Source organism: Streptomyces sp. NPDC046821 (assembly GCF_040645335.1).
Classification (GTDB): domain Bacteria; phylum Actinomycetota; class Actinomycetes; order Streptomycetales; family Streptomycetaceae; genus Streptomyces.
On record NZ_JBEYYB010000023.1, the window covers coordinates 25,965 to 49,857 of the forward strand.

A 23,893-nucleotide genomic window follows, 5' to 3' on the forward strand; every position below is an offset into this window, starting at 1 on the left:
CGGGTACCGCGCCGGTGAGGCTCGCTGCCGCTAGCCCGTGGGAGGCGAGGACGGCGACGCCCTGCTCGGAGCGGGCGCCTGAGGCGCACGCCAGGAGCAACCGTCCGTTCTTGGCGCTCCGCAACTCCGCCAAGCTGCCCTCGACGCGTTCCAGGGGAACATTGACGCGCCCGGCACGTGGCCGGAGGCGAACTCGCCGGGAGTGCGGACGTCGACCACGTTCAGGTCAGCCAGCCGTGGCTCTGCCTCGTCGACGCTGAGGATGCTGGAAGTACTCATGAGGAACCTGCCCTTGGCAGAGATGAGGGACGGCCCCGCACCAGTCGGCGAAGCCGCGGACGAACTGCTCCAGGCGCAGCGGGCCCTCGCCCTCGGCGGTGCTCTCGGCGGCCCGCTGGGCGGCGGGCGAGTCCTTGACCGGCCCGTACAGGCGGCCGGCGGCCTCGCGTGGGCCGCCGGGGAGGCGGGAGATCAGCATCTGCTCGATGGTGAGGTTCAGCCGCTCGGCCTTGCCCTTGCGGTGCGGGGTGAACACGGGTAGGCGGTGCATGACCACCGCCAGGCCGCCCAGGACCTCCTTGATCGCGCCAGCGGCGAACTCCAGGCCGCGGTCGATGCGTACGAGTTCGGCCACCGCGCCGAACGGGGAGAGGTCGGGTTCGTGGGTGAGCGCCATGCGCATCGCGGTGAGGACGGTGCCGGAGGTCGGGGCGGTGGCGATGGCGATGGCGATGGCGATGGCGATGGCCCAGCCGAGCAGGGCCCGGGTGCCGTCGTCCACCACGGCGGTCAGCCACGGCGCGAGCGCCTTGGCCTTCGGCGGCAGGACGAGGATCGGGAGCTGCTTGTGGTCCATCTCCCAGCACCGGCCGCGCAGCGCGTCGGGGCGGCGCACGTACACCGAGCCCGCCCGGCGCCCGGCCTCCCACGCCGCGCGCTCCGCCGGAGTGAGGCCGTCGGTGAAAACCCGGTACAGGGTGCGCTCCGCGACCGGCTTCGCGCTCGCCCAGCCCTCAGCGAGGAAGTCGGGCCGATGACCACGCCGTGGCGGACCGTGCGGTCCGCGCTACAGGACCCTGACGCTCCCGGCCGTGAGGGCAGCCGGGCGGCCAGCTCGACGCGTTCGTCGCCGGTCAGCTGGCGCCCCAGCCCCGCCAGGACCAGGCAGACGGCTTCGTCAGCCTTCTCGCGGGTGGGGTAGGCGCCTTCGTAGCGGACCTTCTCCAGCATCTGCTCGTACGCCGCCGGGTACGGCTGCTGGTGCTCAAGCGATACGCGCAGTAGGTGATCACTGCGTGCATGCCTTTCGTGAAAACGCAGGGGCGTGCCCGGGTTATGGGTCAGGTGGGGTCGGGGCGGCCGAAGAGGAGGTCGTAGCCGACGGGGAGCTGGAGCAGGATCTGGCCCATCAGGTCCTCGCCGGCGGCGTCGGCGACGGTGGACAGTACGGCGCTGACGTCCCAGGTCGCGGTCTGCTCGGTGGCGCCCTCGATCCAGGCCGCGGTCGCCCGCACGAACCGCTCCGGGGGCAGCGGTTCGGCGCTCTGCAGCGGATTGAGCAGGATGAGCGCGAAGCTCTCCGGTAGGCGGGCCGCGAGCTGGGCCCGGACCCCGCCGACCAGATGCGCGCCGAGGAGGGCGAGGACCACGCGGGCCGCGCGCTCGGCCTCCTCCACCGTGCCGTACTCGCCGCGTTCCTGCACCTGGTCGAGGAACGCTTCGCGTCGCAGAGTCATGGCCACCGTCACCCCTTGTCTTCGTCGCAATGCCCAAAGGGGTGCGGAGGGCGGGGTGAGGGGGAGATCAGGGGCCCGTCCTCCGCACCAGCGCGCGGCCGGTGTCAGCCGGCGATCTCCTTGTGACCGGAGCCGACGCCGATGGAGATCTTGCGGGGCTTGGCGCGCTCGGCGATCGGGATGCGCAGGGTGAGCACCCCGGCGTCGTAGTCGGCCTTGATGTGCTCGGTGTCCAGGGTGTCGGCGAGCACGATCTGGCGGGAGAAGACGCCCAGCGGCCGCTCGGACAGTTCCATCTGCACGTCGTCGGTCTTCGCCACCGGCCGGCGCTCGGCCTTGACGGTGAGCATGTTCCGCTCGACGTCGATGTCGATCGCCTCCGCGGTGACACCGGGAAGGTCGAAGGCCACCACGTACTCGTCGCCCTCGCGGTAGGCGTCCATCGGCATCGCCGACGGCTTCGACCAGGTGCCCGGGCCCATCAGCTGCTGCGCCAGACGGTCCAGCTCACGGAAGGGGTCAGTGCGCATCAACATCGTGAAACACCTCCAGCAGGTTCGGGCAGTTGCTGCCAATGCGCTGCACTGACACCGTTGTAACATGTCATCCCATGGATGACAAACATGATGTCGTCGACAGGATGACAACGAGAGGAGGTGCCCGTGACTGCAGCCGACCAGCCGTCCACGCCCGGCACTGATGCCCACAGCCCTGCGTCGTTCCTCGCCGCCGCGGCGGCCCTTCACGCCATAGACGACGCCCTGCACACCGCCCGGCACGAAACCCCCGACGCCCCCGGCACCCCCGGGCCGGGGCCGGAGGCGGCCCTGGCTTCCCTGGTGCTGCTGCGGCAGGTCCGCGAACAGCTCGCCGGATGGGAGACCGGCCTGATCGAAACGGCCCGGGACGCGGGCGCCAGCTGGGCCGACCTCGCCCCACCCCTGGGCGTCGCCAGCCGCCAGGCCGCCGAACGCCGCTACCTACGCGGCCGCCCCGGCCCCGCCGGCACCACCGGCGAACAACGCGTGACAGCCACCCGCAGACACCGCGCCGCGAGCCGGACCACCGCCGCCTGGGCTCGCGCCAACGCGGCCGACCTACGCCGTCTCGCCGGCCAGATCACCGCCCTCACCGACCTTCCCCCCGCAGCCCGCCGCCCGCTCGGCGAGCTCCACGCGGCCCTCGGCCAAGACGACCCAGCCGGCCTCCTCGCACCCCTGACCGCCACCCGCCCCCACCTGGCTGCCGCCCACCCCGACCTCGCCGCCCGCCTCAACACCCTCACACCCCCCTGATCCCGCCCAGCACAGCGCGAGAAGAGCGCGTGCAGGCTCCCGCCCCAGGGGACGTACGGCGGACCAGACGGATCCCGCCAGGCGCCCCCGGCCTTGACAGGATGCACCTCATGCAGCCGCTGCCCGCCCCGTGTCCCGCCGCCCAGATCCCGGACGCCACCACCACCGACGCCTTCAACGCCACCTACCGGCAGGCCACACAACAACACGCAATCTTCATCGCGGTCGAGCAGCAGGGCGGACGGTGGACAGTGAAGGCCGACACGCTCACCGCCGGACCGCGCCACACCATCGCCGACACCACCTACAACGCGATCCGCGCCGCCGTCATCCGCCTGATCCACGCGCGGGAGATCCGCTCCGACTCGTCTGCCGGCCCGGTCTACTTCGTCCTGTACGACGTGGAGGACGAACAGCGTGCCCGCGAACTGGGCGCCGCACTGCACGCCGCCCTCTACGGGGACCTCGAGCCACTGGCCCACGCCGCCCCGGGAGCTCCGGACCAGCCATAGGCATCCATACGAGCCACCGACATTTCACGTGGCAGGACGACTGACGTTCTCACGGCGGACAACAGAGGTGATCACCGGAAGGTCGGTGTCGCGGGCGGCGGTGAGCCACTCGTGGACCTCGCGGTCGCACTGCACAACCTTGGCCAGGGGCCCTCGCGGTCCAGGATCAGCGCGCCTCTCACGCGGCCACCCCAGCCTCGGTTGCGGAGGAGGGACTGCCGGGTGAGCGTGGCCCGCTTGGCGGCCACAGCCTCCGGGACGGCCGGCCCGTGCGTCTTGTCGAAGTCGGCGATCAGCTCGTCCAGGTTGTCCTGCTCGATCTGCCGCTGCGCGGCCCTCTCCAGGTACGCGGACACACCCCGCTCGCCAACCCTGTGCCGTTCGGATATTCGTCCCCGCTGGTCAGGCCGCGTATCTGTACTCGTTGATCAGGCCGCCAAATATTCGCGTGCGTAGAAGCCGGTGAGCGGACGGGGCGACCATGGGCGTCGGGTGCTCCTGGGCGAGGGGAGGGAGCTGTCCGCGAGCCTCGTGGGGGCGATGACCGTTGTCATGCCGGGCGTAGGCATCGAGGACCTGCCTTGCGTGCGTCGCGTTCCAGATCAAGAGGTGGTCGAGGGCCTCGCGCCGCAGGGTTCCAATGATCCGTTCGCAGTGCGCGTTCACTCGAGGGGCCCGGCCTGGGCGGAATACCCCGGGCCATCCGTCGATTGGCCTTCTTGTGGAGACCACGGGGAGGGGCGCTGGTGGCTGAGCTGATGTTGTTCCGGCAGGACGCGGACGGGCGGGACGTCGAGCTGTCCGGTTCGACGGTGGCGCTGGAGGTGGAGCTGCAGCGGCGGGTGGAGGCCGGGCTGGAGCAGATGCTGGGCATCCGGTTCGTGGCGTCGGAGTACGCGACCGGTCCGTGGCACCGGGGGCGGATCGACACCCTGGGGCTGGACGAGAACGGGTCCCCGGTGGTGATCGAGTTCAAGAAAGGCTCCGACAGCGGAGTGCTGTCGCAGGCAGTCTCCTACCTGTCCTGGTTGGACTCGGCGCGCCACGAGTTCGAGGCCTTGGTCCGGAGCGTGCTGGGCGCGGAGGCGGCCGAGTCGATCGACTGGCGTCGTCCGCGGATGGTCTGCATCGCGGCCGGGTTCTCCCACCACGACCGCGTGGCCGTGCAGCGGCTGCCCGAGCGGATCGACCTGGTGCGCTACCGGGTGTTCGACGGCGGCCTGCTGGGCCTGCTCCTCGTCGATTCCTCGCCCGGCTCGCCGAGCCCCGCTTCGTCTCGGAGAAATCGGGGGCGGGACGCGGTGGTCGACAGCGCGCCGGTGGTCCCGGCGGCTCCTTCGTCCGCGGGTACCGGCCTCGTTCCCGAGTGCCTGCGGGACCTGTACAGGGAGCTGGACGAGGCGCTGACGGCGTGGGGCGACGTCGAGGTCGCGGTCCTGCGGCACTACATCGCCTACCGGCGGCTGGTGAACGTCGCGTCGGTGATCTTTCGTCCGAAGCACGAGGCGATCCTGGTGTACCTCAGACTCGACCCGGGCTCGGTCGAGTTGGAGGAGGGCTTCACCCGGGACATGCGCGGTATCGGGCACCTGGGGACCGGGGACCTGGAGGTGCGTCTCTCCTCGGCGGCCAACCTGGAGAAGGCCGCCCCGCTCATCCGGCGGGCGTTCGAAGCAGCCTGACGCAACAAGAAGGGCGGCTGACACATCGGTTACGCGATGCTCCAGCCGCCCTTCGGCGTCCTGCGGGCCGCCGGCCCGGGTTCTCTCCGCTCTCATGCTCAGTCCTCCGGTCCGGCCAGCTCGAAGTCGTCCTTGGTCAGCTCGGCCTGAAGCCGCTGCTCGGCGACATCGGCGTAGTGCGCGGACAGTTCGACGCCCACGAAGCGGCGTCCCTCGCGCAGGGCCGCGACGCCCGTGGAACCACTGCCGGTGAACGGGTCCAGGACGGTGCCGCCCTCGGGGCAGACCTGGACGAGCTGCTGCATGATCTCGACAGGCTTCTGGGTGATGTGGACCCTGCCCTTGCGAGGCTGAGAAGCGACGTAGTGGCCGGGCAAGTAGAGGTCGCGCGTGTTGTCGAGGGCCCCCTTGACGCCCCAGACGATGAACTCTGCGTCCTGCTTCGGCCCGCCCTTGCGGGGCCGGCTGGCGGGCTTGATCCACGGGATGGTGCCGCTCCAGGTCCAGCCGGCCATCTGCAGGGCGTCGGTCGTGGTCGGTTCCTGGCGCCAGTCGGAGAAGACCATGACCACCGCGTGATCGGTGGAAGCCCGGTACGCCTCGGTGAGCAGTTCGGTCAGCCAGGAACGGTAGGAGCGCTGATCGCGGTTCTCGCCGGGGAAGTTGGCGAGGTCGTGGGCCGAGTTGCCGGTGACGTACTTGGCGCGCGCGGTCCGTCCGGTGCGTTCCGAGCTCGTACGACCGCCTGAGTTGTACGGCGGGTCGGTGATCACCGCGTCTACGCTCTCGCCCGGGAGGGACTTCAGGACGGTCAGGGCGTCGCCGCGGTGCAGCGTGTAGCTCATGGGAAGGGCCTCTCTCAGGACATGGCGGCTGGGCCCGCTCCGAGCAGCCTTCAACGGCGTTCTTCCAGGGCGGGGTTGCGCTGGAGGTTAGCGGTGATTTCCGGCCGGGCCCAGCGAGGTGGGCTGCTCTGGCAGCACGGTCTGGGGAGTCGTTTGGTGCGGCCGGAATCCCGGTCTACTGTCACGCCCCGTGTCGCCGGGCAGGAGTCGACCTCCACCCCCGTTGACCTGTGCTTATCCGTGCTGTCTCGTCCAATCGAGCAGCATCGGAAGCGCGTTGACCATGCATGTCCGAGCACCGTCCGGAGGCCCCTGGTGTACTGCCTGAGATTACGAGCGCGGCTGGCTGCCGCGCATGACCTGAGACCGGCGTCCGGGAGCTACCAACTCCCTTGACCGGGCCCGCCCGAGCGGCGGATGCACATCGGCGCGGTGCCGACGGCGTTGCACGAGAAGTCGGCACCGCGCCTCCCACGAACACACCGAGGAGCCGCTGCGATGCAGCATGCCCTGATACATCCACGCCCTGCCCCCGCGCCGTCGCCCGGCTGGCATCGCCGCCTCGGTGAACGGCGGCGACGATGAAGAAGACGACCGGAGCCCTCCTCGGTCTCTGCGCAACTGGCCCGCTGCTACTGGCCATTCCGATTCTCGCCATCAGCGCCGGGACCGCCTCGGCCTCCTGCTCGACCGGCGGCGCACAGGCTGTGGACGGCGCCGCCGTCGCCAAGCAGGTGAAGGCCATCCTGGACGGCGATGACAAGGGCACGGTCTCCGTGCCGGGCCTGGACGACCCTGCCGATCAGGTGCCCAACGCCAAGACGATCCAGGCCACCGGCGTCGCGATGAACATCCCGGCCAAGGGGCAGATCGTGGCTCTGGCGACCGCCCTGCAGGAGAGCGGGCTTCGGAATCTGACCTACGGCGATCGCGATTCGCTGGGGCTCTTTCAGCAGCGGCCGTCGATGGGCTGGGGCACGGCGAACGAGATCCTCGATCCGGTGCACGCCTCGACCAAGTTTTACGAGGGGCTCAAGAAGGTGTCCGGCTGGCAGTCCCTGTCCATCACGCAGGCCGCCCAGGCGGTGCAGAAGTCGGGCTTTCCCGAGGCGTACGCCAAGTGGGAGCCGCTGGCCACCGCCCTGCAGAAGGCCATCGAGCCCCTACTGCCGAAGGCTGGCGCCGCGTCACCGAGTCCTTCGTCGTCCGGCTCGACCGACGCCAGCCCTTCACCCGAGGACACGGGTGGCTGTTCGGCCGACGGTGACGGGACGGACTTCGGCACCATCCCGGCCGGTGCTCTGCCGGCCGAGTACAAGATCCCTGCCAACGCTTCGCGAGAGGTGCAGACGGCGATCCGGTGGGCGCTCAGTCAGCTCGGCACGCCGTATCAGTGGGGCGGTAGCTGCACGAACTCCCATGGCAAGAACGCGATGGGCCGGTGCGACTGCTCCTCCCTGGTGCAGCAGGCGTACAAGGCCGCCGGGGTGTCCCTGACGCGAACCACGTACACGCAGGTCAAGGAGGGCAAGGCGGTATCCGTCGACGCACTTCGGCCAGGTGACCTCGTGTTCACGGAGGGAACGGCCGCCGTTCCCGAGCACGTCGGGATGGTCATCGGTCAGGGCCTGATCATCCATGCCCCGCACACCGGTGACGTGGTCCGCATTGCGACCCTCTCCTCCTGGAAACCGCGGATTCTCGCGGCCCGCCGAGTCATCTGACCGGCGCTTCCCCCTCCCCCTCTTCTCGCACCGCCGCTTCGCCCGAGCGGGCTTTGGCGTGCACTTAATCGAACTGGAGTTCAACACATGTATCTCGCCGAGAAGGTCATACAGCTCGCCTACGACCCCGGAATCAAGCCGAACGAGGGCGGCCTGCCGGGCCTGTCCGTCCTCAAGCAAGTGATGGGCTCGATCAATCTCTTCGGCCTCGTCGCCGTGGTCGGCGCCCTCGCCGTCAGCGCGGGCGTGTGGGCCTGGGGCCACCACTCGGGCGGTCACCAGGCGGAGGCGAACGGCAAGAAGGGCGTGCTGGTGAGCGCAGGTGCGGCCCTGCTGCTCGGTGCGGCGAACGGTGTCGTGGCGTTCTTCAGCACGCTTGGGACGCAGGTCCACTGATGGCTCAGCACTCCACTCACCCCGGCGGCGCATCTCGCGTGCGCCGCCGGGCGCTGCTCGGCACCGCCGTCCTGGTGGTGCTCGTCGCCCTCGCCGGCCTGGCCTCCTATCTCACCCGCGACGGCAGGAGCCCCTCGAAACCCCCTGCTCCATCCTTGAGTTCACCTGCGGCTGTCTCCCCGTCCGTGTCGTCCTCCGGTCCGTCGGCGCCGCGCACCGGTCCTGGTGATCTCCCGGTCCCGCCGAAGACCCGTGACCCGATCAAGTTCGGGAAGGCAGCAGCGGCGGCACTGTGGTCTTACGACACCCGCGCGTACTCGCAGGCCGAGCTACGCAAGGCGCTTCGCGGGTGGCTGACGACGGAGGCGAAGTACGCCGACCCGGCCTCCGTCGACAAGGTCGTCCCTTCGCGCGCGCTGTGGAAGGAGATGGCCGCCAACGGCCAGTTCGCCACCGCCAAGGTGCACGAGGGGCACTTCCCGAACGCCTTCACCCAGGCCCTTCAGGAAGACCCCGGAGCAATCACCGAGGCGTACGTCTACGCCGTCACGGTCTCCGGCAAGCAGTCGATCGCCTGGAAGGGCTCGCCCGCCGGCGGCGCGGAGAGCCGGTCCGCCACCCTCGCGGTCCAGTGCCGGCCCAAGCATCCCTGCGCCCTGGTCGGCGTCATGCCGTCCGTCGCGCCCTGACGCCCGTTCGAGAAAGGAGGTACGACCATGGGAGTCTGCGACTTCCCGCTGATGGACAAGGTGTGCGGCGCCGTCGAGTTCGCCACCAACCCGGGCGGCGCCGTCACCGACGGCCTCGGGGCGTGGATCGCGAAGTCGGCTGGGGAACTGGCGGCCAGCGCGGCCGATCTCGCGGCCAAGGCTGTCAACAAGACGACCGCCATCGATCTCAACGCCGGATGGTTCCGGGACAACTACGAACTCCTGCTCCCCATCGGGCTCGCCCTGACCGTCGGCATGTTCTGCATCCAGCTCATGCTCGCGGCCTGGCGACGTGATGAACGCGCGCTGGCTCAGGCGGCGTTCGGCACCATGACCGGCGTCCTGTTCAGCTTCTCCGCCATCGCTTTCACCACCGTCGCCATCACCGTGGTCGACGCCTTGTCCGACGGCCTGTTCCAAGCGGCCAACACCTCGATCGACGACGCGATCCGCCGCGTGATCAAGGTCAATCAACTGGGGGCCATGTACGGCCTGGGCTGGGGTATCCCCGCCCTGGTCGCCCTGGGGTGTGCGATCGGCGCCTTCCTCTACTGGGGTGTCATGGTCGCCCGCAAGGTCGGCGTCCTGATCATGGTCGCCCTCGCCGTGTTCGCCGGGGCCGGCGGCGGCTGGGAGGTCGCCAAGCGGTGGCGGCGCGGCTGGATCGAGGCCACCGCCACGCTGGTCGTCTCCAAGCTCCTGATGACCGTCGTCTTCCTGATCGGTGTCTCCGCCATGGGCAAATCCGACGCTAGTGACGGGATGGCGGCCCTGTCCGACGCGATGGCCGGCATCGTTGTGATGATCCTGGTGCTGCTCTGCCCGTATGCCACCTACAAGTTCGTCCACTGGGCCAGCGACGGCGGCGGCCACGACGACCTGCACCGCACCGGCGTCGCCGGTCTTGCGGTCACAGCCGGAGCCGCGAAGACCGCGGGCAGCCTCGCGATGCAGGCCAGGACCGGAGCGCCCGCTCCGCAGGGTCCAAGCCGGGTTCCCGGTGCAGGTGCCAACGGAGTCGCCTCCGGCATCAACCCGTCCGGCGGCGCCCTCAGCAAGGAGGGCATCGACGCCGGGCCGTCCAAGCAGCAGACCAGCTTCCGGTACGGCGAGGACCCGAACGCCACCGGTGACAAGGACCGAGCCCTGATCCAGCGGCCCGGGATCCCACCGCTGATCACGCGTCCCGGCGAGAGCGAAGCGGAGGGATCCGAGGCGGCCGTCCAGGGCGGCTCCGGCCATCTGGCGGGCACGTCGGCACCGGGCAGCAGGCCGGCCCCTGTACCGCCGGTCGACCCCGGACCGTCGGCCGCCGGTTCTCCGACGCCGACGACCTGGGTGTTCCCCACCCAGCCGCCTAGGGGTTCGTAACCCACCACGCCCCAGGGGCGGGCCGTGCTCCACGGCCCGCCCCCGCCTCACCCGACCAGCAGGAAGGTCCCGCCATGACGTACAGAAGATCACCACGCGCCCTGCCCCCCCACCGTTCTCACCGTCTGGAGCCACCTTGTCCGGCAATCACCAGTCCCCCACGGCCACTGTGAAGTTCCCCCACCGCAGCAGGCGCGGCATCCTGCTCGGCCTGACCGCCCCGCAACTGATCGTCGCCGGCCTCACCGGCCTTCTCCTTCTCGCCGTGGTCCTGACCCGCGGCGTAGTCGGTGCCCTCGAACTCATACCGTTGTGGGCGCTCATCGCCCTTCTCGTCTTCGTCCGCCACCGGGGCCGTGCCCTGGCGGACTGGGCTCCGATCGTCGCCCGGTACGCTCTGCGCCGGATGCGCGGCCAGCTCGTCTGGCTCACCCGGCCCTCCCGCCGGCCGACCCGCGAGGGGCTCCTTCATCTACCCGGCACCGCGGCCAGCCTGCGGGTGGTCACCGCCCCCGACGGTAGGTACGGTGCGGTCCACGACCCGCACAGCGGCACGCTGACCGCCGTGGTCAAGGTGTCCTCGCGCGCCTACGCGTTGCTCGACCCGGGCACCCAGCAGGCCAACGTCGGCGGTTGGGGACGCGCACTAGCAGCGCTGGCGCGTACCGGGCAGGTCGCCCGCATCCAGGTGATCGAGCGCACGGTGCCGGACTCCGGCGACGCCCTGCGCCGTTACTGGGAAGAACACGGGCAGCCGCACGCTGCCACGGCGGGTCCGATCTACAGCGAGCTGATCCAGAGCGCGGGCCCGGCAGCCGCCCCGCACGAGGCGTACGTCGCGGTGTCACTGGACACCAAGGCGGCGCGACGCCTGATCAACCAGGCCGGCGGGGGTCTGACGGGTTCCTTCAGCGTCCTGGCGCAGCTCACGTCCACCTTCGACCAGGCCGCGCGGACCGCCGGGCTCAATCCGACGGGCTGGCTCACCGCTCACGAGATCGCGGCCGTTGTGCGCACCGCGTACGACCCCAAGTCCCTTGCAGCGCTGGACCCTTGGTCGACCGACGGCCGTCCCGAGGCCGAGCCTGCCGCTGCCGGACCCGTCGTGGTCGTCGAGAAGGCGGACCACATCGCGACGGACTCGGCCGTCCACGCCACGTACTGGGTGGAGAACTGGCCCAGGACCGAAACCAGCGCGGGCTTCCTGCACCAGCTCCTGTTCACCGGCGGAGTTCGGCGCACGCTGTCGCTCTCCTACGAGCCGAAGGGCTTGGACGCCGCCCTGCGTGACGTCCAGCGCAAGAAGGCCAGCGTGATCGCCGACGCCGCCGAACGGGCCCGGCGCGGCCAGGTCGACTCCGAGGCGGACTCGGTCGAGTACCAGGACATCAAGTCCCGCGAACGGCAGCTCATCGCGGGCCATGCCGATGTCGCGCTGACCGGGCTGCTGACCGTCTCGGCCGACTCCGAGGACGAACTGCGTTCCGCCTGCGCGGTCGTGGAGACCGCCGCCGTCGGTGCCCAGCTCGACCTGCGGCCACTGACCTGGCAGCAGGCCGAAGCGTTCACCGCCGCCGCCCTGCCACTCGCTCGCGCCGCCTGACGCCGGCCTCCCACCTTTCGAAAGAGCACTCTCATGTCCCGCACCGCCAGCCCGCCCGCGCAGGACTTCGTGCCCTTCGCCACCGCCGCGCTCGACTTCCACCGCGCACTCAACATCCCCGGCGGCCCGCTCGTCACCACCCGTGCCGAGCTCGACGCCCTGCACGCCCACCTCGTCGCGCTGTACGAGCTGCTCGACGCCCACACCGGTCGTACCGCCAACCTCGTTCCGGCCGAGGGCAACCAGCTCCGCACCGCACGCACGCGGATCTGGCACGCCGCCGAGCACCTCCACGCCGCTTACCACGCGGCGCCCCGGCCGGACTCCGGCGAGGTGCTCGAACCGGAGGCGTGCCGGGCCGGCCTGCCAGAAGGCGCGCCGGAGTTGACCATCTGCCAGCGCCATCAGCGCACCGCGCACCTGGTACGCCGCCGCACCACCCCGGCCGACCTGCACGCACCGTTCACCGGCCTCGTGCGCCGCTGACTCTCATTCCTTCTGGAGAAACGTTCATGTCCCGCACCCGCGCCAGCGCCTCCCCTCTCTATGTGCCCCGCAAGGCGTCGCGTGCCGAGCAAAGGGCCGCCCGAGCCGGTTTCGCCGAGGCCCGCCGCCAGGCCCGCCTCGCAGGAATACCTCCCAAGCACCGCACGGAAGAAGCCATCGACCCGGAGCTGCGGCCGACCTACCCAGCGACAGGTCGTCCCGGTCGCGCCTCGGCCCGGAGCGGCAAGCTCCGCCTGCCAGCCCACCGGATGACCACCGCCACGGCCAGCGGCGCCTACCCGTTCGTGGCCGAGGGCGGCCTCGGGGCCGAGGGTGTCTTCATCGGCCGCGATGTCCACGCCGAAGCCGCCTTCTGCTTCGACCCGTTCTCGCTCTACAACAGCGGCCGGATCGACGGCTTCACGAACCCGAACGTGGTCCTCGCCGGGATCATCGGCATGGGCAAGTCGGCTCTGGCAAAGTCCATCGCCACCCGGTCGATCGCCCACGGCTACCGCATCTACATCCCCTGCGACCCCAAGGGCGAGTGGACCGGCGTCGCACAGGCCCTCGGCGGCTACAGCATCGCCCTCGGCCCGGGACTCCCCGGCCGGCTGAACCCGCTGGACGCCCCACCCCGGCCCGCCTCCGTCGGCCAGGACGACTGGGCAACCGAGGTCCGAAAGCGCCGCCTGATGCTGCTGGCCGGCCTGGCACGCACCGTGCTGAAGCGCGATCTGCTGCCGATGGAACACACCGCCCTGGACCTCGCCCTCGACCTCGTCGTCGCCGAGGCCACCGACCGAGGCACGGTGCCGCTGCTCGGCGAGATCGCGCAGGCCCTCGGCTCGCCCGAGCGTCTCGACCAGGCGCTCGGTCACGAGGGCGGGCACCTGGGGTCTGCTGCCCAGGACCTCGCGCACGCCCTGCGCCGCCTGGTGCACGGCGACCTCAGCGGCATGTTCGACGCCCCCTCGACGGTGGCGTTCGACCCGACCGCGCCGATGCTGTCCATCGACCTCTCCCGCCTCGGCGGCGCCGGAGACGACACCGCGCTGGTTCTCGCGATGACCTGCGCGAGCGCGTGGATGGAGTCCGCCCTCGCCGACCCCGACGGCGGCCGGCGCTGGGTGATCTACGACGAGGCGTGGCGGCTGATGCGGCACGTGGGTCTGCTGGAGCGGATGCAGAGCCAGTGGAAGCTGAGCCGTGGGCTCGGCATCGCGAACTTGATGGTGATCCACCGGTTGTCGGACCTGCTCTCGGCGGGCGATGCCGGTTCGCGTGGCCGGGTGCTGGCCGAGGGTCTCCTGGCCGACTGCTCCACCCGCATCATCTACCGCCAGGAACCCGACCAGCTCGCCGCCGCCGCGTCGCTGCTCGGCCTGACCGGCGTCGAGACCCAGGCGGTGTCCGCCCTGACAAAGGGCCGGGGTCTGTGGAAGGTCGCAGGCCGCTCCTTCATCACGCAACACATCCTGCACCCGGCGGAACGCGAGCTGTTCGACACCGACGCCCGCATGGCGGCCTAAGCCCGCAAGTTCGTCATTTCTGAAGCGTCGAACGGCACAGGAACAAGGATCGAACATGTCTACCTCCCCTCTTTCTCCCACGTCGGCCGGAAACCAGCCGCCGACGGCCACCGATGCCCTGGCGTGGCGGCAGCACGTCCCTGCGCTGGCCTCGGCCGCCGCCGGTATCAGGCAGGCGTCCGAGGCCTGGGACGCCGTCTCGGACTCCTTCTGTGATCCGGACGGCTGGCCCATCGACGAGGAGGGCTACGCGGACGGCAAGGTGAAACGCGATGCCAAGGCGTGGAAGCACGCCGAGGTGTTCCTCGACCACGGACCCGAGGTACTGGCCGGGGTCCGCGCCGCCGCTCACGGTCCCGACTACGTCGAGGGACCCGTCGCCGACGACCTGCGCCGTCTGCGCGGAATCGACACCACGCTGGAACGTGCAGGCCAGATCCGGCACGAGTGGGACAACGTCTTGGCGCTCATGGAAGCCTCGCAGCCGGGCTCGCGAGAGTTCTACCAGGAGAGCGTGGAGGAGCAGCGCAACTCCGAGGGCTGGCACTACGCGGACGAGCTGTCCTACCAGGGCCCTGCGCTCGTCCGAGCCGCCGAGCACCTAGCCAACCGGGCGGACGCCGAGCAGCCTGCGCACACCGAACGGGCGCGCATGGCCCTCGCCCGGTCCGCTCCCGGCACCCACGCCGACCTCGCCCTGCCCGCTTCGCATCCTGTCCCCCCGGCGCCAAATTCGCCGGCCCCCGGCCGTGGACGCTCCTAGCACCGAGTCACGGCAGCACCAAACCGGCCGATCTCCCGGACCCTCGTGACCCACCGCACCTCTTCCAGCGCCACGCGCCTGCGGCTCATGCCTTGGGCGCGGGGCGTCCGGCCACGGAGAAACCCCATGCACCCCGACAACACCCTCACCACCTTCACGCGGATCAGCGCGCCGTCTTCCCGGTCCGCGGCTTCCGAACAGGCCCGCCGGTTCGCGGCCTTTACTGCTGCCTTCCGGCAGCGCGGCCTGGAGTGCACCATCGAGTACGGCCTCAGCGACTACATCGTCCACGCCGAGCTTCCCGACGGCAGTTCGCTGATCATCTCGCCGCCGCAGGAGCCGCCGTCCGAGCACCCCGAGTCGCCCGAGAGCTGGATGGTGACCCGTCACCGGTCCGCCGAGCCCGCGGTGTACGAAGTGGTCTACGACTCCGAGCCCGACGGCCCCGATGCCCGGCACAGCGGCAGCATCCCGGATCTGCTCACCGCCGTCGACGCACGTCTGGACCGGCTTGGCGTGCCGCCGCGCCAGGAGCAGGAACGATCCGTCGAGGAGCGCACTGCCGATGCGACGCCGCACCGCGCAGGCTTCGTCCCTGATCCGTCACGGCTAAGAGGTCCTAACAAAGGCGTTGGACGTGTCGGTGGGTGATGAGGCAGGTGGCGAGGCCGAGGAACGCTTCGTGGATGTCGTCGCGTCTCTCCCATCGGATGCGTAAGCGGCGGAAGCCGTGAAACCAGGCGATGGTGCGTTCGACAACCCAGCGGAAGACGCCCAGGCCGGTGCCGTGTGGCTGGCCCCGCTCGGCGATCACCGGGCGGATACCGCGCTGCCAGAGCAGGCGCCGGTACTTGTCGTGGTCGTAGCCGCGGTCGGCGAACAGCATGTCCGGTCTGCGTCGCGGTCGCCCGACAACGCCGGCAACCGGTGGGACCTTGTCGAGCAGGGGCAGCAGTTGGGTGACGTCGTTGCGGTTGCCGCCGGTCAGTGACACCGCGAGCGGGATGCCCTGGCCGTCGGTGAGGACGTGGTGCTTGCTGCCGGGTCGCGCGCGGTCGACCGGGCTCGGCCCGCTTTTGGGCCGCGCCGAGCCGCCCGGACGTGAGAGGAGTCGATCACCGCCCGCGACCAGTCCAGCTTGTTCGCGGCCCGCAGCTTCTTCAGCAGCACGACATGCAACCGGTCCCACACGCCGGCCTCGTTCCACGCGGCCAGGCGCCGCCAGCACGTCATGCCCGAGCCGAAACCCAACTCCTGGGGCAGGTACTCCCATTGAATGCCCGTGTGCAGCACGAACAAGATCCCGCACAACGCCTGCCGGTCCGGCACCCTCGGCCGGCCCGCCACCAGCTTCGGGCCCGGCTCGATCAGCGACCACAGTTCATCCGACACGACCCACGGCCGCGCTTGACGCTTTCCCACACCGAAACCAACGACAGGACAAGCTGACAGTCACATGATCAACGACTTCTGTTAGCGCTTCTAAGCGCTGCCCTCGCCCCTTCGCCGTCGGCCGGACACCACGCGGTCCCGGCCGGTCCACCGGCAGCGTCGTCCGCGCACACCGCGCTGCCACCCGCGCGCCCTTCGTCCTCCCTCGGGCGCTGACCCTCACCGTCTTGGAGTCCTTCGTGTACCGCATCGGCAGAAGCAATCCGTCCCTCGACCACCACTGCGACCGAGCCCACCCCGGATGGATCCGCCATGCCCAGCCACTACGACGCACTGCCCGATCTCGCCTTCGGCCACCACCCCGTCCACGGCATCGTTGCCGCGAACCCGAAAAACCTCGCAGCCAGCGAGTGGATGCTGAAGCACTTCGACTTCCAGCCCCTTCCCGGCCAGCCGACGCTGTACTCGCTGGTCGACCAGGCACGTGACGGGCAGGGCCGTACGGCCCGAGCCGTCGAGCTGCTGCGCAAGTCCGGCTACCGGGTCGACATCGACGCCGCGCTCGCCCCCTCGCCGGCACGCGATGTGGCGCCTCTCCGTGACCGGGCTCCGCTCGGCGAGCCCGATGTCGCCTTCGCCGAGCATCCTCAGCTCGGCATCATCGCGGCTGTCGACAACCGCGCCTCCGGGCTCACCGCACTCGCCCTGGTGGAGCACGGCTGGCGGCACGAGCCGAGCCTGGACATCTACACGTTGCCCGCCGGCACGGGTCGGGACGAGGCGCTGGGGAAGGTCGCGGACGCCGCGCTGGCGCTGCACCGGTCCGGCGTCCCGGTCGCGGTGCAGCCCCGCCTTGCTCAGGACGTAGCGGCACGTTCTCGCCCTGCTCCCATACCGGCCACGTCACGTGAACGCGGCCAGGGCGCTCCTCGCGCGTCTCCAATCAGCGCCGCCGCCCTCGCTGCCAGCCCAGCCCGTTCCGGTCTCCCGAGCAAGGCACCGGCCCCCGCACCCGTCAACTCGGCCGCGGCATCGCGTGCGGTCGACCCGCGCATCGCGTTTTCCCGCACCCGCTGATTCAACTTCCTTAAGGAGATGGCCCCATGGCCGTGAAGACCATCTGGTCGATCAACCACACCTGCGGTCACCAGGCCGACCGCGATCTGTCCGACCGGGCGGCCGACCGCCGGGCGGGCTTCGCCGAGTGGCTCGCCGAGCAGGAGTGCACCGACTGCTGGCGTGCCTCCAAGGAGGGCGACGACCAGGACAAGGCCGCGTGGCTCAAGGCCAAGCGCGCCGAAGAGCAGGCCGAGTCCGAAGCCTGGTCCGCGCAGTACCGGATGCCTCCTCTGGAGGGGACCGCGCGGGCCGTGGCCTGGGGTCTGCGCTGTCGCCACCAGGTCCTGGCCGCCGCCTACACCGCTCTGGTCCTCGAAGGCGACACCAGCGAGACCGAATGGGAGGGGGTCGAGGGCACCGCTCGTAGCGTCACCCGTGCCGGGTGGTGGATCGACCAGCGCTCCTCCGAACCGGACGACCTCGCCGAGCTGCTTCAGGCCGCCACCGAGGCCGACCGGCCTACCGAGAACCCCTACTTCTGACCGCTGGGGTGCCCCTCTGCGGCGGGTCACCCGAACCGCCGCAGCCCCTACCAGCGATCCCCAGCCAGGCCAAACCTCGAATCCTGCGGATCCTCTCCCCGCCAGCCCAAGTACGGCGCAGCGCCGCCGACCCGGGACACCTGCCCCGAACCCAGGAGGCCCACGTGCCTGCCCCCTCGATCACCATCACGTCCGAGTTCAGCGGCAGCGTCGTCGCCAAGGGCGCCACCGACGACCTGTCCGCCCAGCTCCTCAAGCACGCCGGTTTCAAGCAGATCGACGACTGGCACGGCCGGCGTCATCGTCTGCCCACCACTATGCCGCTCGCCGACCAGGTCGCCATCGCGACCCACGCGGTCGAGATGCTCCGTGCAGCCCGCTACGACGTCGACCTGCCGCCCTCCCTGGATACGGCCCGGATGAACCCCCCGGTGTCTGTCCTTGGGCCTTATACCGCTGGAGCGGAACTCCTTCAGATCACCGACGCGATCAGGGCCGCCAAGACCGGGTCCGGCCTCCAGAATGCGGTCGATCACCTCATTCACCCCGAGCACGGTGCCCTGGAGCGCGTCCGGGAAGCGCTGGAGGCAGCAGGCGCGCAGGTCACTGACCTCGACGGCGAGGCGTACGGACTCGCCGACCGGTTCGACTTCGCTGCGGAGTTCGTCAGCGCTGCGCAGTCCGAACTTGTCGACTCCGAAGAGGAGTTGCGCCAGGTCGGCACCGCGTCCGAGTCCCGCGCCGAGTCACGGATGCGGTACTCGGCTCTGTCCGATCAGCGCGGCGCCGCTCTGGCCCCGTCGCCCGCAGCGGCCAAGGCCAAGGTCCCCTCGGCGCCCGGCACTGAAACGGCGCCGTCCAACGCAGCCGTGCACCCGTCGCGCATCTCGGGCCCTCGGCGGTGACCGCCGTCTTCGTCCCTTTCTCTGACGCCCGGGACAACCGCCGAGGAGGGCTGCGTGCCTGAGTACTACTCCAGCATCGGCGAGGCCATCGGTGCTGCGATGCAGCACAACGTCCGGCTCGCGCACCGCGGTGTGGCACCCGGCTCCGACGCGCCGCTGCAGGTCCGGCACCTGCCCAGTGCTTCCGCCGACCCCATACTCCGTGCGCGGGATGATCGCCCGTCTCACCGAGGACGCATCGCCTGCCGAGGTCGCGGGAATTCTGGAGGAGGTCAACGGTGCGGGCGCTGGTCGGCGCGCTGCCTCAGCTGACCGAGCTCGTCGCTGCTGCGGCCGACTGGACCCGTGTCCGTCTGACGTTCGACGACCCGCACCACATCCCGACCTTCGAGACCTGGACGCGGCTGGCCGCCGCCCACGGGATGCTCCAGGGCGTCGGGGAGCAGTTGGAGGTTGCCGAGGACGGGGTCACCGCGTGCCCGGCGGAACGGACCGATCCCCGGCACCACAAGATGGTCAGCGTTCTGCGGACCCGGGAGCTGCTCGACGACGTCCTCGGCGTGAGCCCCGTCGGCGCCGCGCCTTCCGCCCCGGATCCGGGCCTCGTCGGCGAGGCCGTCGATCCCGAAGCCCGGCGTCTGGCCGCCGCCCGCCAAGTCTCTGCGGTCACGACCACCGCCAGCACTGCCACCAGGGCCACGCCGCCCGCCGCACCATCACTTCCTGCGGCCCGCCCCGTCACCCGACGCCGCTGAACCCTTCTCTTCGATCCTCAAGGAGTGAGCCCGTGAACTGCACGAGAGCCGAGCGCGCCCCTCCCCCCTCCCGCTCACACCGCCAAGGAACCGCCTTGCCCTCCCCGCGTACCAGCGCGCCCTCGACCACCACCGGGTCGGACGCGCTCCTCTTCTTCCTGATCGGCGCCGTCGGCGCCGCCCTCGCCTTCGCCTCTCTCGCCTGGCTGACCGGCAACCTGACCAACTCTCTTGTCGGCAGCGGTCCGTGGGCCCCGTTCCGCGCGGACGCCCTGCTGCACCCCGAGGTGCTGTGGCCGACCCTGAGCAGCACCGCGCTGCTGGTCGGCGCCCGCGTCATCCCCGGTCTGCTCACCCTGGCCCTGTTCACCACCGGCTTGATCTGGTGGATGCGCTGGCGGTCCGGTGCCAAGTCCGGTCTGGCCCGCAAGGGCGACGTGGCGTCGCTGCTGGACAAGGAGATCACCGCCAAGGCGAAGAGCCTGCGGCCGTCTCTGAGCGACCGGGAGGGTAAAAGAGGTCGCTCCCGCTGACCGCGGCATCCTGCTCGGCACCCTTGCCCCGGGTCGGGCCGAGGTCCGCGCTTCCTGGGAGGACGTGATCGTCGCGATCATGGCCCCGCGTTCCGGAAAGACCTCGGGGCTGGCGATCCCCGCGATCCTCTCGGCGCCCGGCCCGGTCCTGCTCACCAGTAACAAGGCCGCGAACGACGCCTTCACCGCGACCGTGGACGCCCGCACCGAGGTCGGCACAGTCTGGACCCTCGACCCCCAGCAGATCGCTCACCACCCGCGCGAGATGTGGTGGGACATCCTGGCCGACGCCCGCGACCTGGCCGGCGCGAAACGGCTCGCCGGACACTTCGTCGCCGCGAGCGTGGACGAGTCCAGCGGTTCCGACTTCTGGTCGACCGCCGCGTCCAACACCTTGGGCGCGCTGTTCCTGGCCGCCGCCAGCCACCGGCGGCCGGTCACCGACGTCCTCGCCTGGCTGGCTATGCCAGCCGACCGGTCCCCGGTGGACCTTCTCACCGATGCCGGTCACGACGCGGTCGCCGCCCAGCTCCAGGGCACCGTCTCGGGTGCGACCGAGACCCGCGACGGCATCTACGAGACCGCACGGCAGTACGCGAGCTGCCTGCTCGACCCGGACGTCGCGGCCTGGGTCACGCCGACCGCGGACTTCCCCGAGTTCAAGCCCTTCGCCTTCGCCACGTCCCGCGACACGCTGTACCTGCTGAGCAAGGACGGTGGCGGCAGCGCGAGCGCGATCATCGCGGCGGCGGCTGACGCCGTGATGCGCGCGGCCGTCGTCGTCGCCGAGCGCTCCGGCGGACGGCTCGACCCGCCTGCCCTGTGTGTCCTCGACGAGGCCGCCAACGTGTGCAAGATCTCCGATCTCCCCGACCTGTACAGCCACTTGGGCAGCCGGGGCGTCATCCCGATGACGATCCTGCAGTCCTACCGCCAGGGCCAGCGGTGCTGGGGCGAGGCCGGGATGGATGCCCTGTGGTCGGCGGCCACCGTCAAGATCATCGGGTCGGGTATCGACGACGCCGACTTCGCCGACCGCCTCAGCAGGCAAGTCGGTGACCACGACGTCCAGACCACCTCGGTCTCGACCAGCGAAGGCGGCAAGTCAACCTCGGTAAGTATGCGCACCGAGCGGATCCTGCCGCCCGACGCGATCCGTGCCTTGCCCAAGGGCAAGGCGCTGCTGCTGGCCACTGGCATCCGGGTCGCGATGCTCAACCTGAAGCCCTGGTACAAGGAACCCTCAGCCAAGGTCGTCGGGCCCTCCTCCGCCCGCGCCACGAAGGCCATCACCGAGCGGGCCCTCGCCAAGACCATCGGCCACGGCGACTTCGGGCTGTCGGTATGAGCGCGCCCCGTTCCCGGCGGCTGGCCCACACGCCGGTCGTTGTGCGCGACGGCCAGTGGTGGCTGGTCTCCGATTCGGGTTCGGTCCTCGCCGCCGACCCGGAGTTCACCGCCGAGCTGGACCGCTTCGCCGCGTCGATGACCGCCGCCGATCAGGCCGTCGCCCTTCTCCGTGTCAAGGGTGAGCCGCCAGCTCCTGCCCGACCTGGAGGCCGTCGTTGAACCCGCTGCTGAAAGCGGAGCAGGCGGTCCTCGGCGCGGCGCTGATCGACCCGGGCCAGCTCTCGCACCTGGACTGGCTCGCGCCGGATCACTTCTACCGGCCCGTCCACCAAGCCTTGTTCGCCGCGCTCCGCACGCTCCGAAACGATGGCCACCCGGCGCTTTCAGCCGATGGGCCGGTGCCGCTGTCGTGGGTGACCGACGCGGTTCACGAGGCCGGCCTCCACGTCCGGGGGCTGACCGCGTCCTACGCCCACACTCTGATCTCGGCCTGCCCGCGCTCCGAACACGCTCCGGTGTACGGCCGCATGGTGCTGGAGGGAGCGATCCACCGCACCATCGCCCAGCACGCAATCCGCCTCCACCAGGCGGCTCGCGCCGACGCCGTCCAGGGCGAGGTCAAGGGAGCGCTGCGCACGGCGGACGTCCTGGCAGGAGTGCTCGCCGATCTCGCGCGCCGCTGGGGAACTGATCCACGCCCGGTCGCGCCCACCGCTGCACCAGCCGCCGCCGTGACCACCGTCTCGACGCCGGTCCAGTCCGACCAGACCGCCGAGGACGAGCAGTTCCTCCTGGCCGTCCTCACCGAGCAGCCGAGGGCCATGGACGAGGTAGTGGACTGGCTGCGGCCGGGAGACTTCGCCGATCCGGCCCACGGGCAGGTCTACCGATGCCTCGGCGCGCTGCACCATCGCGGCGAGCCCATCGACCGGATCACCCTGCTCTGGGAGGCCCAGCGGCGCGGCCTCCTGGCCGACGGCACCCTGTCGGGCGAGCAACTGACCGCCATCGGCGACGGCATGGTCCCCGGCAGCGCCGAATGGTTCGGACACCGGGTGATGCGCTCCTCCCTCACCCGCACCGCAGCCACCTCCGCACGCTGCATCCGGGCCCTAGCCGAGGACGAGGCCCTGGGACCCGGCCGGCTGATCAACCACGCCCTACACGCCCTCGGCCCACTCGACGAGGTACGTACCCGCTGGGCAACCACGAAGGGCAGTCCGGCCCCGAAGCCGACAGCCTCCGCTCCATCGGAAGGTGAACCGCCTCCGGCCCGGGTGCAGGCCGCCCGCGCCCGCAGCACGCCACACCCCGCCGCATCACCCCCGACCCGGACCGGCCCCATCCCCGCGCCGACCGCCGCCCGGCGACCCTCGCGCGCCCGCCCCTAACGCCACTCACCACCCAGCCCACCTCCCCGTACCCTCCTTGGACTTCGCCTTGATCGACTCCCCTTCCTCCGACGTTCTGGCCCTGCGCGGCGGCGACCTTCGCGCCGCCTCCGCGGGTCCTCCGCTGATCGGGTCGCTCTGCTCCGGGTACGGCGGCCTCGACCTGGGCGTGCAGTCCGCCCTCGGCGGGACCCTGGCCTGGCACGCGGAGGTCGATCCGAACGCCTCGCGCGTCCTGGCCCGCCACTGGCCGAGCGTCCCGAACCTGGGCGACATCACGACCGTCGACTGGTCCGCCGTCCCCCGGGTGTGCGTCCTCACTGCGGGTTTCCCCTGTCAAAGACGTCTCGGTCGCCGGCCGCCGGGCCGGACTCAACGCCCAGACCCGCTCCGGGCTCTGGCTGCACGTCGCCCGTGCGGTCGAGGCCCTCCGACCCTGCCTGGTTGTGATCGAGAATGTGCGCGGCCTCCTCACCTCCCCCGCCGGCTCCCCTGGCGACGTGGAGCCCTGCCCGTGGTGTCTGGGAGACACCCCAGGTCAGCCTCCTTTGCGGGCACTCGGTGCCGTACTCGGATCCCTGGCCGACCTGCGGTACGACGCGAAGTGGATCGTGCTTCGTGCCTCCGACGTCGGGGCCCCTCACCGGCGCGAGCGGACCTTCCTTGCCGCCTGGCCCGCCGGAGACTCTGCTCAAGACGCCGACCAGCAACATCGGCAAGAACGGCGGCTCCCAGCACCCCACGAAGCGGAAGAGCGGCGGGCACGGTCCGAACCTGGCCGACGAGGTCGAGTGGCTACTGCCGACCCCGAAGGCGTCGGACGGGATCAAGGGCTCGCCCAACCAGCGGCACGGGAACGGGGACATGACCCTGCCCAGTGCGGCGGCCTCGCTCTCCCCCGCCCGTCGGACCAGCGGCAAGGAGCGGCGCCCTTCCCGGACGGCGGCGGCCCTGCCACTGTGGGCGGAGGAGTCGCCGGAGGCCGAGAACCGCACCGGCAATGGGGACCGTACGCAGCCGCCATCACCCGCTGGGAGAGGCTCACCCGTCCCGCACCGGACCCCACGGACGGGGCCGGGCGGCTGCGGGCCGACTTCGTGGAGTGGATGCAGGGCCTGGAGTCCGGCTGGGTCACCGCCACCCCGGGGCTCGGACGGCCGGCGCAGCTCACCGCGCTCGGTAACGGCGTTGTCCCCCAACAGGCCGCGCGTGCCTTGCAGTTGCTGGCACCTCCCTTCCCGCGCTGCCCGCGTTGTGCGGGCGGGTAGCGCTCCACTACCGGGTTTTCCCGGCCCGGCCAAACCGTGGTTT

The 23,893-nt window shown here is 70.8% G+C and carries 25 protein-coding genes and 6 pseudogenes; 21 read left to right on the forward strand and 10 right to left on the reverse strand.

Features of this window, described 5'->3' with window-relative positions; genetic code table 11:
* Window positions 1-30: 30 nt before the first annotated feature.
* The 5 genes and pseudogenes from ABZ893_RS34005 to ABZ893_RS34025 form a co-directional block, all read right to left on the reverse strand.
* Entirely contained in the window at window positions 31-279 is a 249-nt protein-coding gene (locus ABZ893_RS34005) for a rhodanese-like domain-containing protein (protein WP_361411812.1), read from the reverse strand.
* Complete coding sequence (locus ABZ893_RS34010; RefSeq protein ID WP_361411925.1) at window positions 227-895, reverse strand: transposase family protein; 669 nt, start codon at window positions 893-895, stop codon at window positions 227-229. The genes ABZ893_RS34005 and ABZ893_RS34010 overlap by 53 nt, the downstream gene beginning before the upstream one ends.
* 200 nt (window positions 896-1,095) lie before the next feature.
* Window positions 1,096-1,230: pseudogene (locus ABZ893_RS34015) on the reverse strand (DUF2267 domain-containing protein); the annotation flags it as partial.
* Window positions 1,231-1,340: 110 nt separating this feature from the next.
* The gene (locus tag ABZ893_RS34020) at window positions 1,341-1,736 is read right to left on the reverse strand and encodes a DUF2267 domain-containing protein (RefSeq protein ID WP_361411814.1); all 396 of its coding nucleotides are present in this window, start codon (window positions 1,734-1,736) and stop codon (window positions 1,341-1,343) included.
* Window positions 1,737-1,840: 104 nt separating this feature from the next.
* A complete protein-coding gene (locus tag ABZ893_RS34025; protein WP_361411816.1) occupies window positions 1,841-2,272 on the reverse strand; it encodes an Hsp20/alpha crystallin family protein in 432 nt (143 codons plus the stop codon).
* Between the two features lie 126 nt (window positions 2,273-2,398).
* Between ABZ893_RS34025 and ABZ893_RS34030 the strand changes: the two genes are divergently transcribed.
* Window positions 2,399-3,031, forward strand: a complete 633-nt coding sequence (locus tag ABZ893_RS34030; RefSeq protein WP_361411818.1) for a type III effector protein — start codon at window positions 2,399-2,401, stop codon at window positions 3,029-3,031.
* 110 nt (window positions 3,032-3,141) lie between these two features.
* The gene (locus ABZ893_RS34035; protein WP_361411820.1) at window positions 3,142-3,543 is read left to right on the forward strand and encodes a hypothetical protein; all 402 of its coding nucleotides are present in this window, start codon (window positions 3,142-3,144) and stop codon (window positions 3,541-3,543) included.
* A gap of 63 nt (window positions 3,544-3,606) precedes the next feature.
* On the opposite strand, the pseudogene ABZ893_RS34040 reads toward ABZ893_RS34035, so the two are convergent.
* From ABZ893_RS34040 to ABZ893_RS34050, 3 pseudogenes are all read right to left on the reverse strand, one after another.
* A pseudogene (locus tag ABZ893_RS34040) lies at window positions 3,607-3,725 on the reverse strand (DNA-binding protein); the annotation flags it as partial.
* Window positions 3,722-3,917, reverse strand: a pseudogene (locus tag ABZ893_RS34045) (hypothetical protein); the annotation flags it as partial. The pseudogenes ABZ893_RS34040 and ABZ893_RS34045, both read right to left, overlap by 4 nt.
* Before the next feature lie 28 nt (window positions 3,918-3,945).
* A pseudogene (locus tag ABZ893_RS34050) lies at window positions 3,946-4,221 on the reverse strand (integrase core domain-containing protein); the annotation flags it as partial.
* Between the two features lie 68 nt (window positions 4,222-4,289).
* On the opposite strand from ABZ893_RS34050, the gene ABZ893_RS34055 reads away from it, so the two are divergent.
* Window positions 4,290-5,225 carry a DUF5655 domain-containing protein gene (locus tag ABZ893_RS34055; RefSeq protein WP_361411822.1) on the forward strand — a complete coding sequence of 312 codons (936 nt, stop codon included), beginning with the start codon at window positions 4,290-4,292 and terminating at the stop codon, window positions 5,223-5,225.
* Window positions 5,226-5,323: 98 nt separating this feature from the next.
* Here ABZ893_RS34055 and ABZ893_RS34060 read toward each other — a convergent pair whose 3' ends face one another.
* Complete coding sequence (locus tag ABZ893_RS34060; protein ID WP_361411824.1) at window positions 5,324-6,070, reverse strand: site-specific DNA-methyltransferase; 747 nt, start codon at window positions 6,068-6,070, stop codon at window positions 5,324-5,326.
* Window positions 6,071-6,651: 581 nt separating this feature from the next.
* On the opposite strand from ABZ893_RS34060, the gene ABZ893_RS34065 reads away from it, so the two are divergent.
* From ABZ893_RS34065 to ABZ893_RS34105, 9 genes are all read left to right on the forward strand, one after another.
* A complete protein-coding gene (locus ABZ893_RS34065; protein WP_361411826.1) occupies window positions 6,652-7,794 on the forward strand; it encodes a C40 family peptidase in 1,143 nt (380 codons plus the stop codon).
* 87 nt (window positions 7,795-7,881) lie between these two features.
* A complete protein-coding gene (locus ABZ893_RS34070) occupies window positions 7,882-8,190 on the forward strand; it encodes a DUF6112 family protein (RefSeq protein ID WP_361411828.1) in 309 nt (102 codons plus the stop codon).
* Window positions 8,190-8,879, forward strand: coding sequence for a hypothetical protein (locus tag ABZ893_RS34075; RefSeq protein WP_361411830.1), 690 nt, complete (start codon window positions 8,190-8,192; stop codon window positions 8,877-8,879). The genes ABZ893_RS34070 and ABZ893_RS34075 overlap by 1 nt, the downstream gene beginning before the upstream one ends.
* A 27-nt stretch (window positions 8,880-8,906) precedes the next feature.
* Window positions 8,907-10,271 (forward strand): ATP-binding protein, encoded by a 1,365-nt coding sequence (locus ABZ893_RS34080; protein ID WP_361411832.1) that lies wholly within the window; start codon window positions 8,907-8,909, stop codon window positions 10,269-10,271.
* 136 nt (window positions 10,272-10,407) lie between these two features.
* Window positions 10,408-11,874, forward strand: a complete 1,467-nt coding sequence (locus ABZ893_RS34085) for an SCO6880 family protein (protein WP_361411834.1) — start codon at window positions 10,408-10,410, stop codon at window positions 11,872-11,874.
* A 33-nt stretch (window positions 11,875-11,907) separates the two neighbouring features.
* Window positions 11,908-12,360 (forward strand): DUF6238 family protein, encoded by a 453-nt coding sequence (locus ABZ893_RS34090; protein ID WP_361411836.1) that lies wholly within the window; start codon window positions 11,908-11,910, stop codon window positions 12,358-12,360.
* Between the two features lie 26 nt (window positions 12,361-12,386).
* Window positions 12,387-13,892, forward strand: a complete 1,506-nt coding sequence (locus tag ABZ893_RS34095) for an ATP-binding protein (RefSeq protein WP_361411838.1) — start codon at window positions 12,387-12,389, stop codon at window positions 13,890-13,892.
* Between the two features lie 55 nt (window positions 13,893-13,947).
* The gene (locus ABZ893_RS34100) at window positions 13,948-14,655 is read left to right on the forward strand and encodes a hypothetical protein (RefSeq protein WP_361411840.1); all 708 of its coding nucleotides are present in this window, start codon (window positions 13,948-13,950) and stop codon (window positions 14,653-14,655) included.
* 126 nt (window positions 14,656-14,781) lie between these two features.
* Window positions 14,782-15,306, forward strand: coding sequence for a hypothetical protein (locus ABZ893_RS34105; protein WP_361411842.1), 525 nt, complete (start codon window positions 14,782-14,784; stop codon window positions 15,304-15,306).
* Here the strand turns inward: ABZ893_RS34105 and ABZ893_RS34110 are convergent.
* Window positions 15,275-16,035, reverse strand: a protein-coding gene (locus ABZ893_RS34110; protein WP_361411921.1) for an IS5 family transposase whose coding sequence is annotated in 2 segments (ribosomal slippage) — window positions 15,275-15,732 and window positions 15,732-16,035 — 762 coding nt in all. Because the reading frame shifts where the segments join, the coding sequence is not laid out codon by codon here. The two genes, ABZ893_RS34105 and ABZ893_RS34110, sit on opposite strands and share 32 nt — an antisense overlap.
* Window positions 16,036-16,359: 324 nt before the next feature.
* Between ABZ893_RS34110 and ABZ893_RS34115 the strand changes: the two genes are divergently transcribed.
* The 9 genes and pseudogenes from ABZ893_RS34115 to ABZ893_RS34155 all read left to right on the forward strand — a co-directional run bounded on the left by ABZ893_RS34115 (window position 16,360) and on the right by ABZ893_RS34155 (window position 23,850).
* Complete coding sequence (locus tag ABZ893_RS34115; RefSeq protein WP_361411844.1) at window positions 16,360-17,124, forward strand: hypothetical protein; 765 nt, start codon at window positions 16,360-16,362, stop codon at window positions 17,122-17,124.
* Between the two features lie 26 nt (window positions 17,125-17,150).
* Window positions 17,151-17,648: a hypothetical protein gene (locus ABZ893_RS34120; RefSeq protein ID WP_361411846.1), complete on the forward strand. Its 498-nt coding sequence runs from the start codon at window positions 17,151-17,153 to the stop codon at window positions 17,646-17,648.
* A gap of 164 nt (window positions 17,649-17,812) precedes the next feature.
* Entirely contained in the window at window positions 17,813-18,553 is a 741-nt protein-coding gene (locus tag ABZ893_RS34125; protein ID WP_361411848.1) for a hypothetical protein, read from the forward strand.
* Window positions 18,554-18,831: 278 nt separating this feature from the next.
* Window positions 18,832-19,308 (forward strand): hypothetical protein, encoded by a 477-nt coding sequence (locus ABZ893_RS34130; RefSeq protein WP_361411850.1) that lies wholly within the window; start codon window positions 18,832-18,834, stop codon window positions 19,306-19,308.
* Between the two features lie 95 nt (window positions 19,309-19,403).
* Window positions 19,404-21,189: pseudogene (locus tag ABZ893_RS34135) on the forward strand (TraM recognition domain-containing protein).
* Window positions 21,186-21,410, forward strand: coding sequence for a hypothetical protein (locus ABZ893_RS34140; protein WP_361411852.1), 225 nt, complete (start codon window positions 21,186-21,188; stop codon window positions 21,408-21,410). The pseudogene ABZ893_RS34135 and the gene ABZ893_RS34140 overlap by 4 nt, the downstream one beginning before the upstream one ends.
* The gene (locus tag ABZ893_RS34145; RefSeq protein ID WP_361411854.1) at window positions 21,407-22,582 is read left to right on the forward strand and encodes a DnaB-like helicase N-terminal domain-containing protein; all 1,176 of its coding nucleotides are present in this window, start codon (window positions 21,407-21,409) and stop codon (window positions 22,580-22,582) included. Before ABZ893_RS34140 ends, ABZ893_RS34145 begins: the two co-directional genes overlap by 4 nt.
* Window positions 22,583-22,751: 169 nt before the next feature.
* Window positions 22,752-22,856: pseudogene (locus ABZ893_RS34150) on the forward strand (DNA methyltransferase); the annotation flags it as partial.
* A gap of 46 nt (window positions 22,857-22,902) precedes the next feature.
* On the forward strand, window positions 22,903-23,850 hold the full coding sequence (locus ABZ893_RS34155; protein ID WP_361411923.1) for a DNA cytosine methyltransferase: 948 nt from the start codon (window positions 22,903-22,905) through the stop codon (window positions 23,848-23,850).
* Window positions 23,851-23,893: the final 43 nt, after the last annotated feature.

Excerpts from the sequence above, each read along its gene's own strand:
- ABZ893_RS34025 (WP_361411816.1), bottom strand. The coding sequence starts at position 2,272 with ATGTTGATGCGCACTGACCCCTTCCGTGAGCTGGACCGTCTGGCGCAG.
- ABZ893_RS34020 (WP_361411814.1), bottom strand. The coding sequence starts at position 1,736 with ATGACTCTGCGACGCGAAGCGTTCCTCGACCAGGTGCAGGAACGCGGC.
- ABZ893_RS34105 (WP_361411842.1), top strand. The coding sequence starts at position 14,782 with ATGCACCCCGACAACACCCTCACCACCTTCACGCGGATCAGCGCGCCG.
- ABZ893_RS34060 (WP_361411824.1), bottom strand. The coding sequence starts at position 6,070 with ATGAGCTACACGCTGCACCGCGGCGACGCCCTGACCGTCCTGAAGTCC.
- ABZ893_RS34095 (WP_361411838.1), top strand. The coding sequence starts at position 12,387 with ATGTCCCGCACCCGCGCCAGCGCCTCCCCTCTCTATGTGCCCCGCAAG.
- ABZ893_RS34140 (WP_361411852.1), top strand. The coding sequence starts at position 21,186 with ATGAGCGCGCCCCGTTCCCGGCGGCTGGCCCACACGCCGGTCGTTGTG.
- ABZ893_RS34035 (WP_361411820.1), top strand. The coding sequence starts at position 3,142 with ATGCAGCCGCTGCCCGCCCCGTGTCCCGCCGCCCAGATCCCGGACGCC.
- ABZ893_RS34080 (WP_361411832.1), top strand. The coding sequence starts at position 8,907 with ATGGGAGTCTGCGACTTCCCGCTGATGGACAAGGTGTGCGGCGCCGTC.
- ABZ893_RS34090 (WP_361411836.1), top strand. The coding sequence starts at position 11,908 with ATGTCCCGCACCGCCAGCCCGCCCGCGCAGGACTTCGTGCCCTTCGCC.
- ABZ893_RS34070 (WP_361411828.1), top strand. The coding sequence starts at position 7,882 with ATGTATCTCGCCGAGAAGGTCATACAGCTCGCCTACGACCCCGGAATC.
- ABZ893_RS34065 (WP_361411826.1), top strand. The coding sequence starts at position 6,652 with ATGAAGAAGACGACCGGAGCCCTCCTCGGTCTCTGCGCAACTGGCCCG.
- ABZ893_RS34115 (WP_361411844.1), top strand. The coding sequence starts at position 16,360 with ATGCCCAGCCACTACGACGCACTGCCCGATCTCGCCTTCGGCCACCAC.
- ABZ893_RS34120 (WP_361411846.1), top strand. The coding sequence starts at position 17,151 with ATGGCCGTGAAGACCATCTGGTCGATCAACCACACCTGCGGTCACCAG.
- ABZ893_RS34100 (WP_361411840.1), top strand. The coding sequence starts at position 13,948 with ATGTCTACCTCCCCTCTTTCTCCCACGTCGGCCGGAAACCAGCCGCCG.
- ABZ893_RS34075 (WP_361411830.1), top strand. The coding sequence starts at position 8,190 with ATGGCTCAGCACTCCACTCACCCCGGCGGCGCATCTCGCGTGCGCCGC.
- ABZ893_RS34005 (WP_361411812.1), bottom strand. The coding sequence starts at position 279 with ATGAGTACTTCCAGCATCCTCAGCGTCGACGAGGCAGAGCCACGGCTG.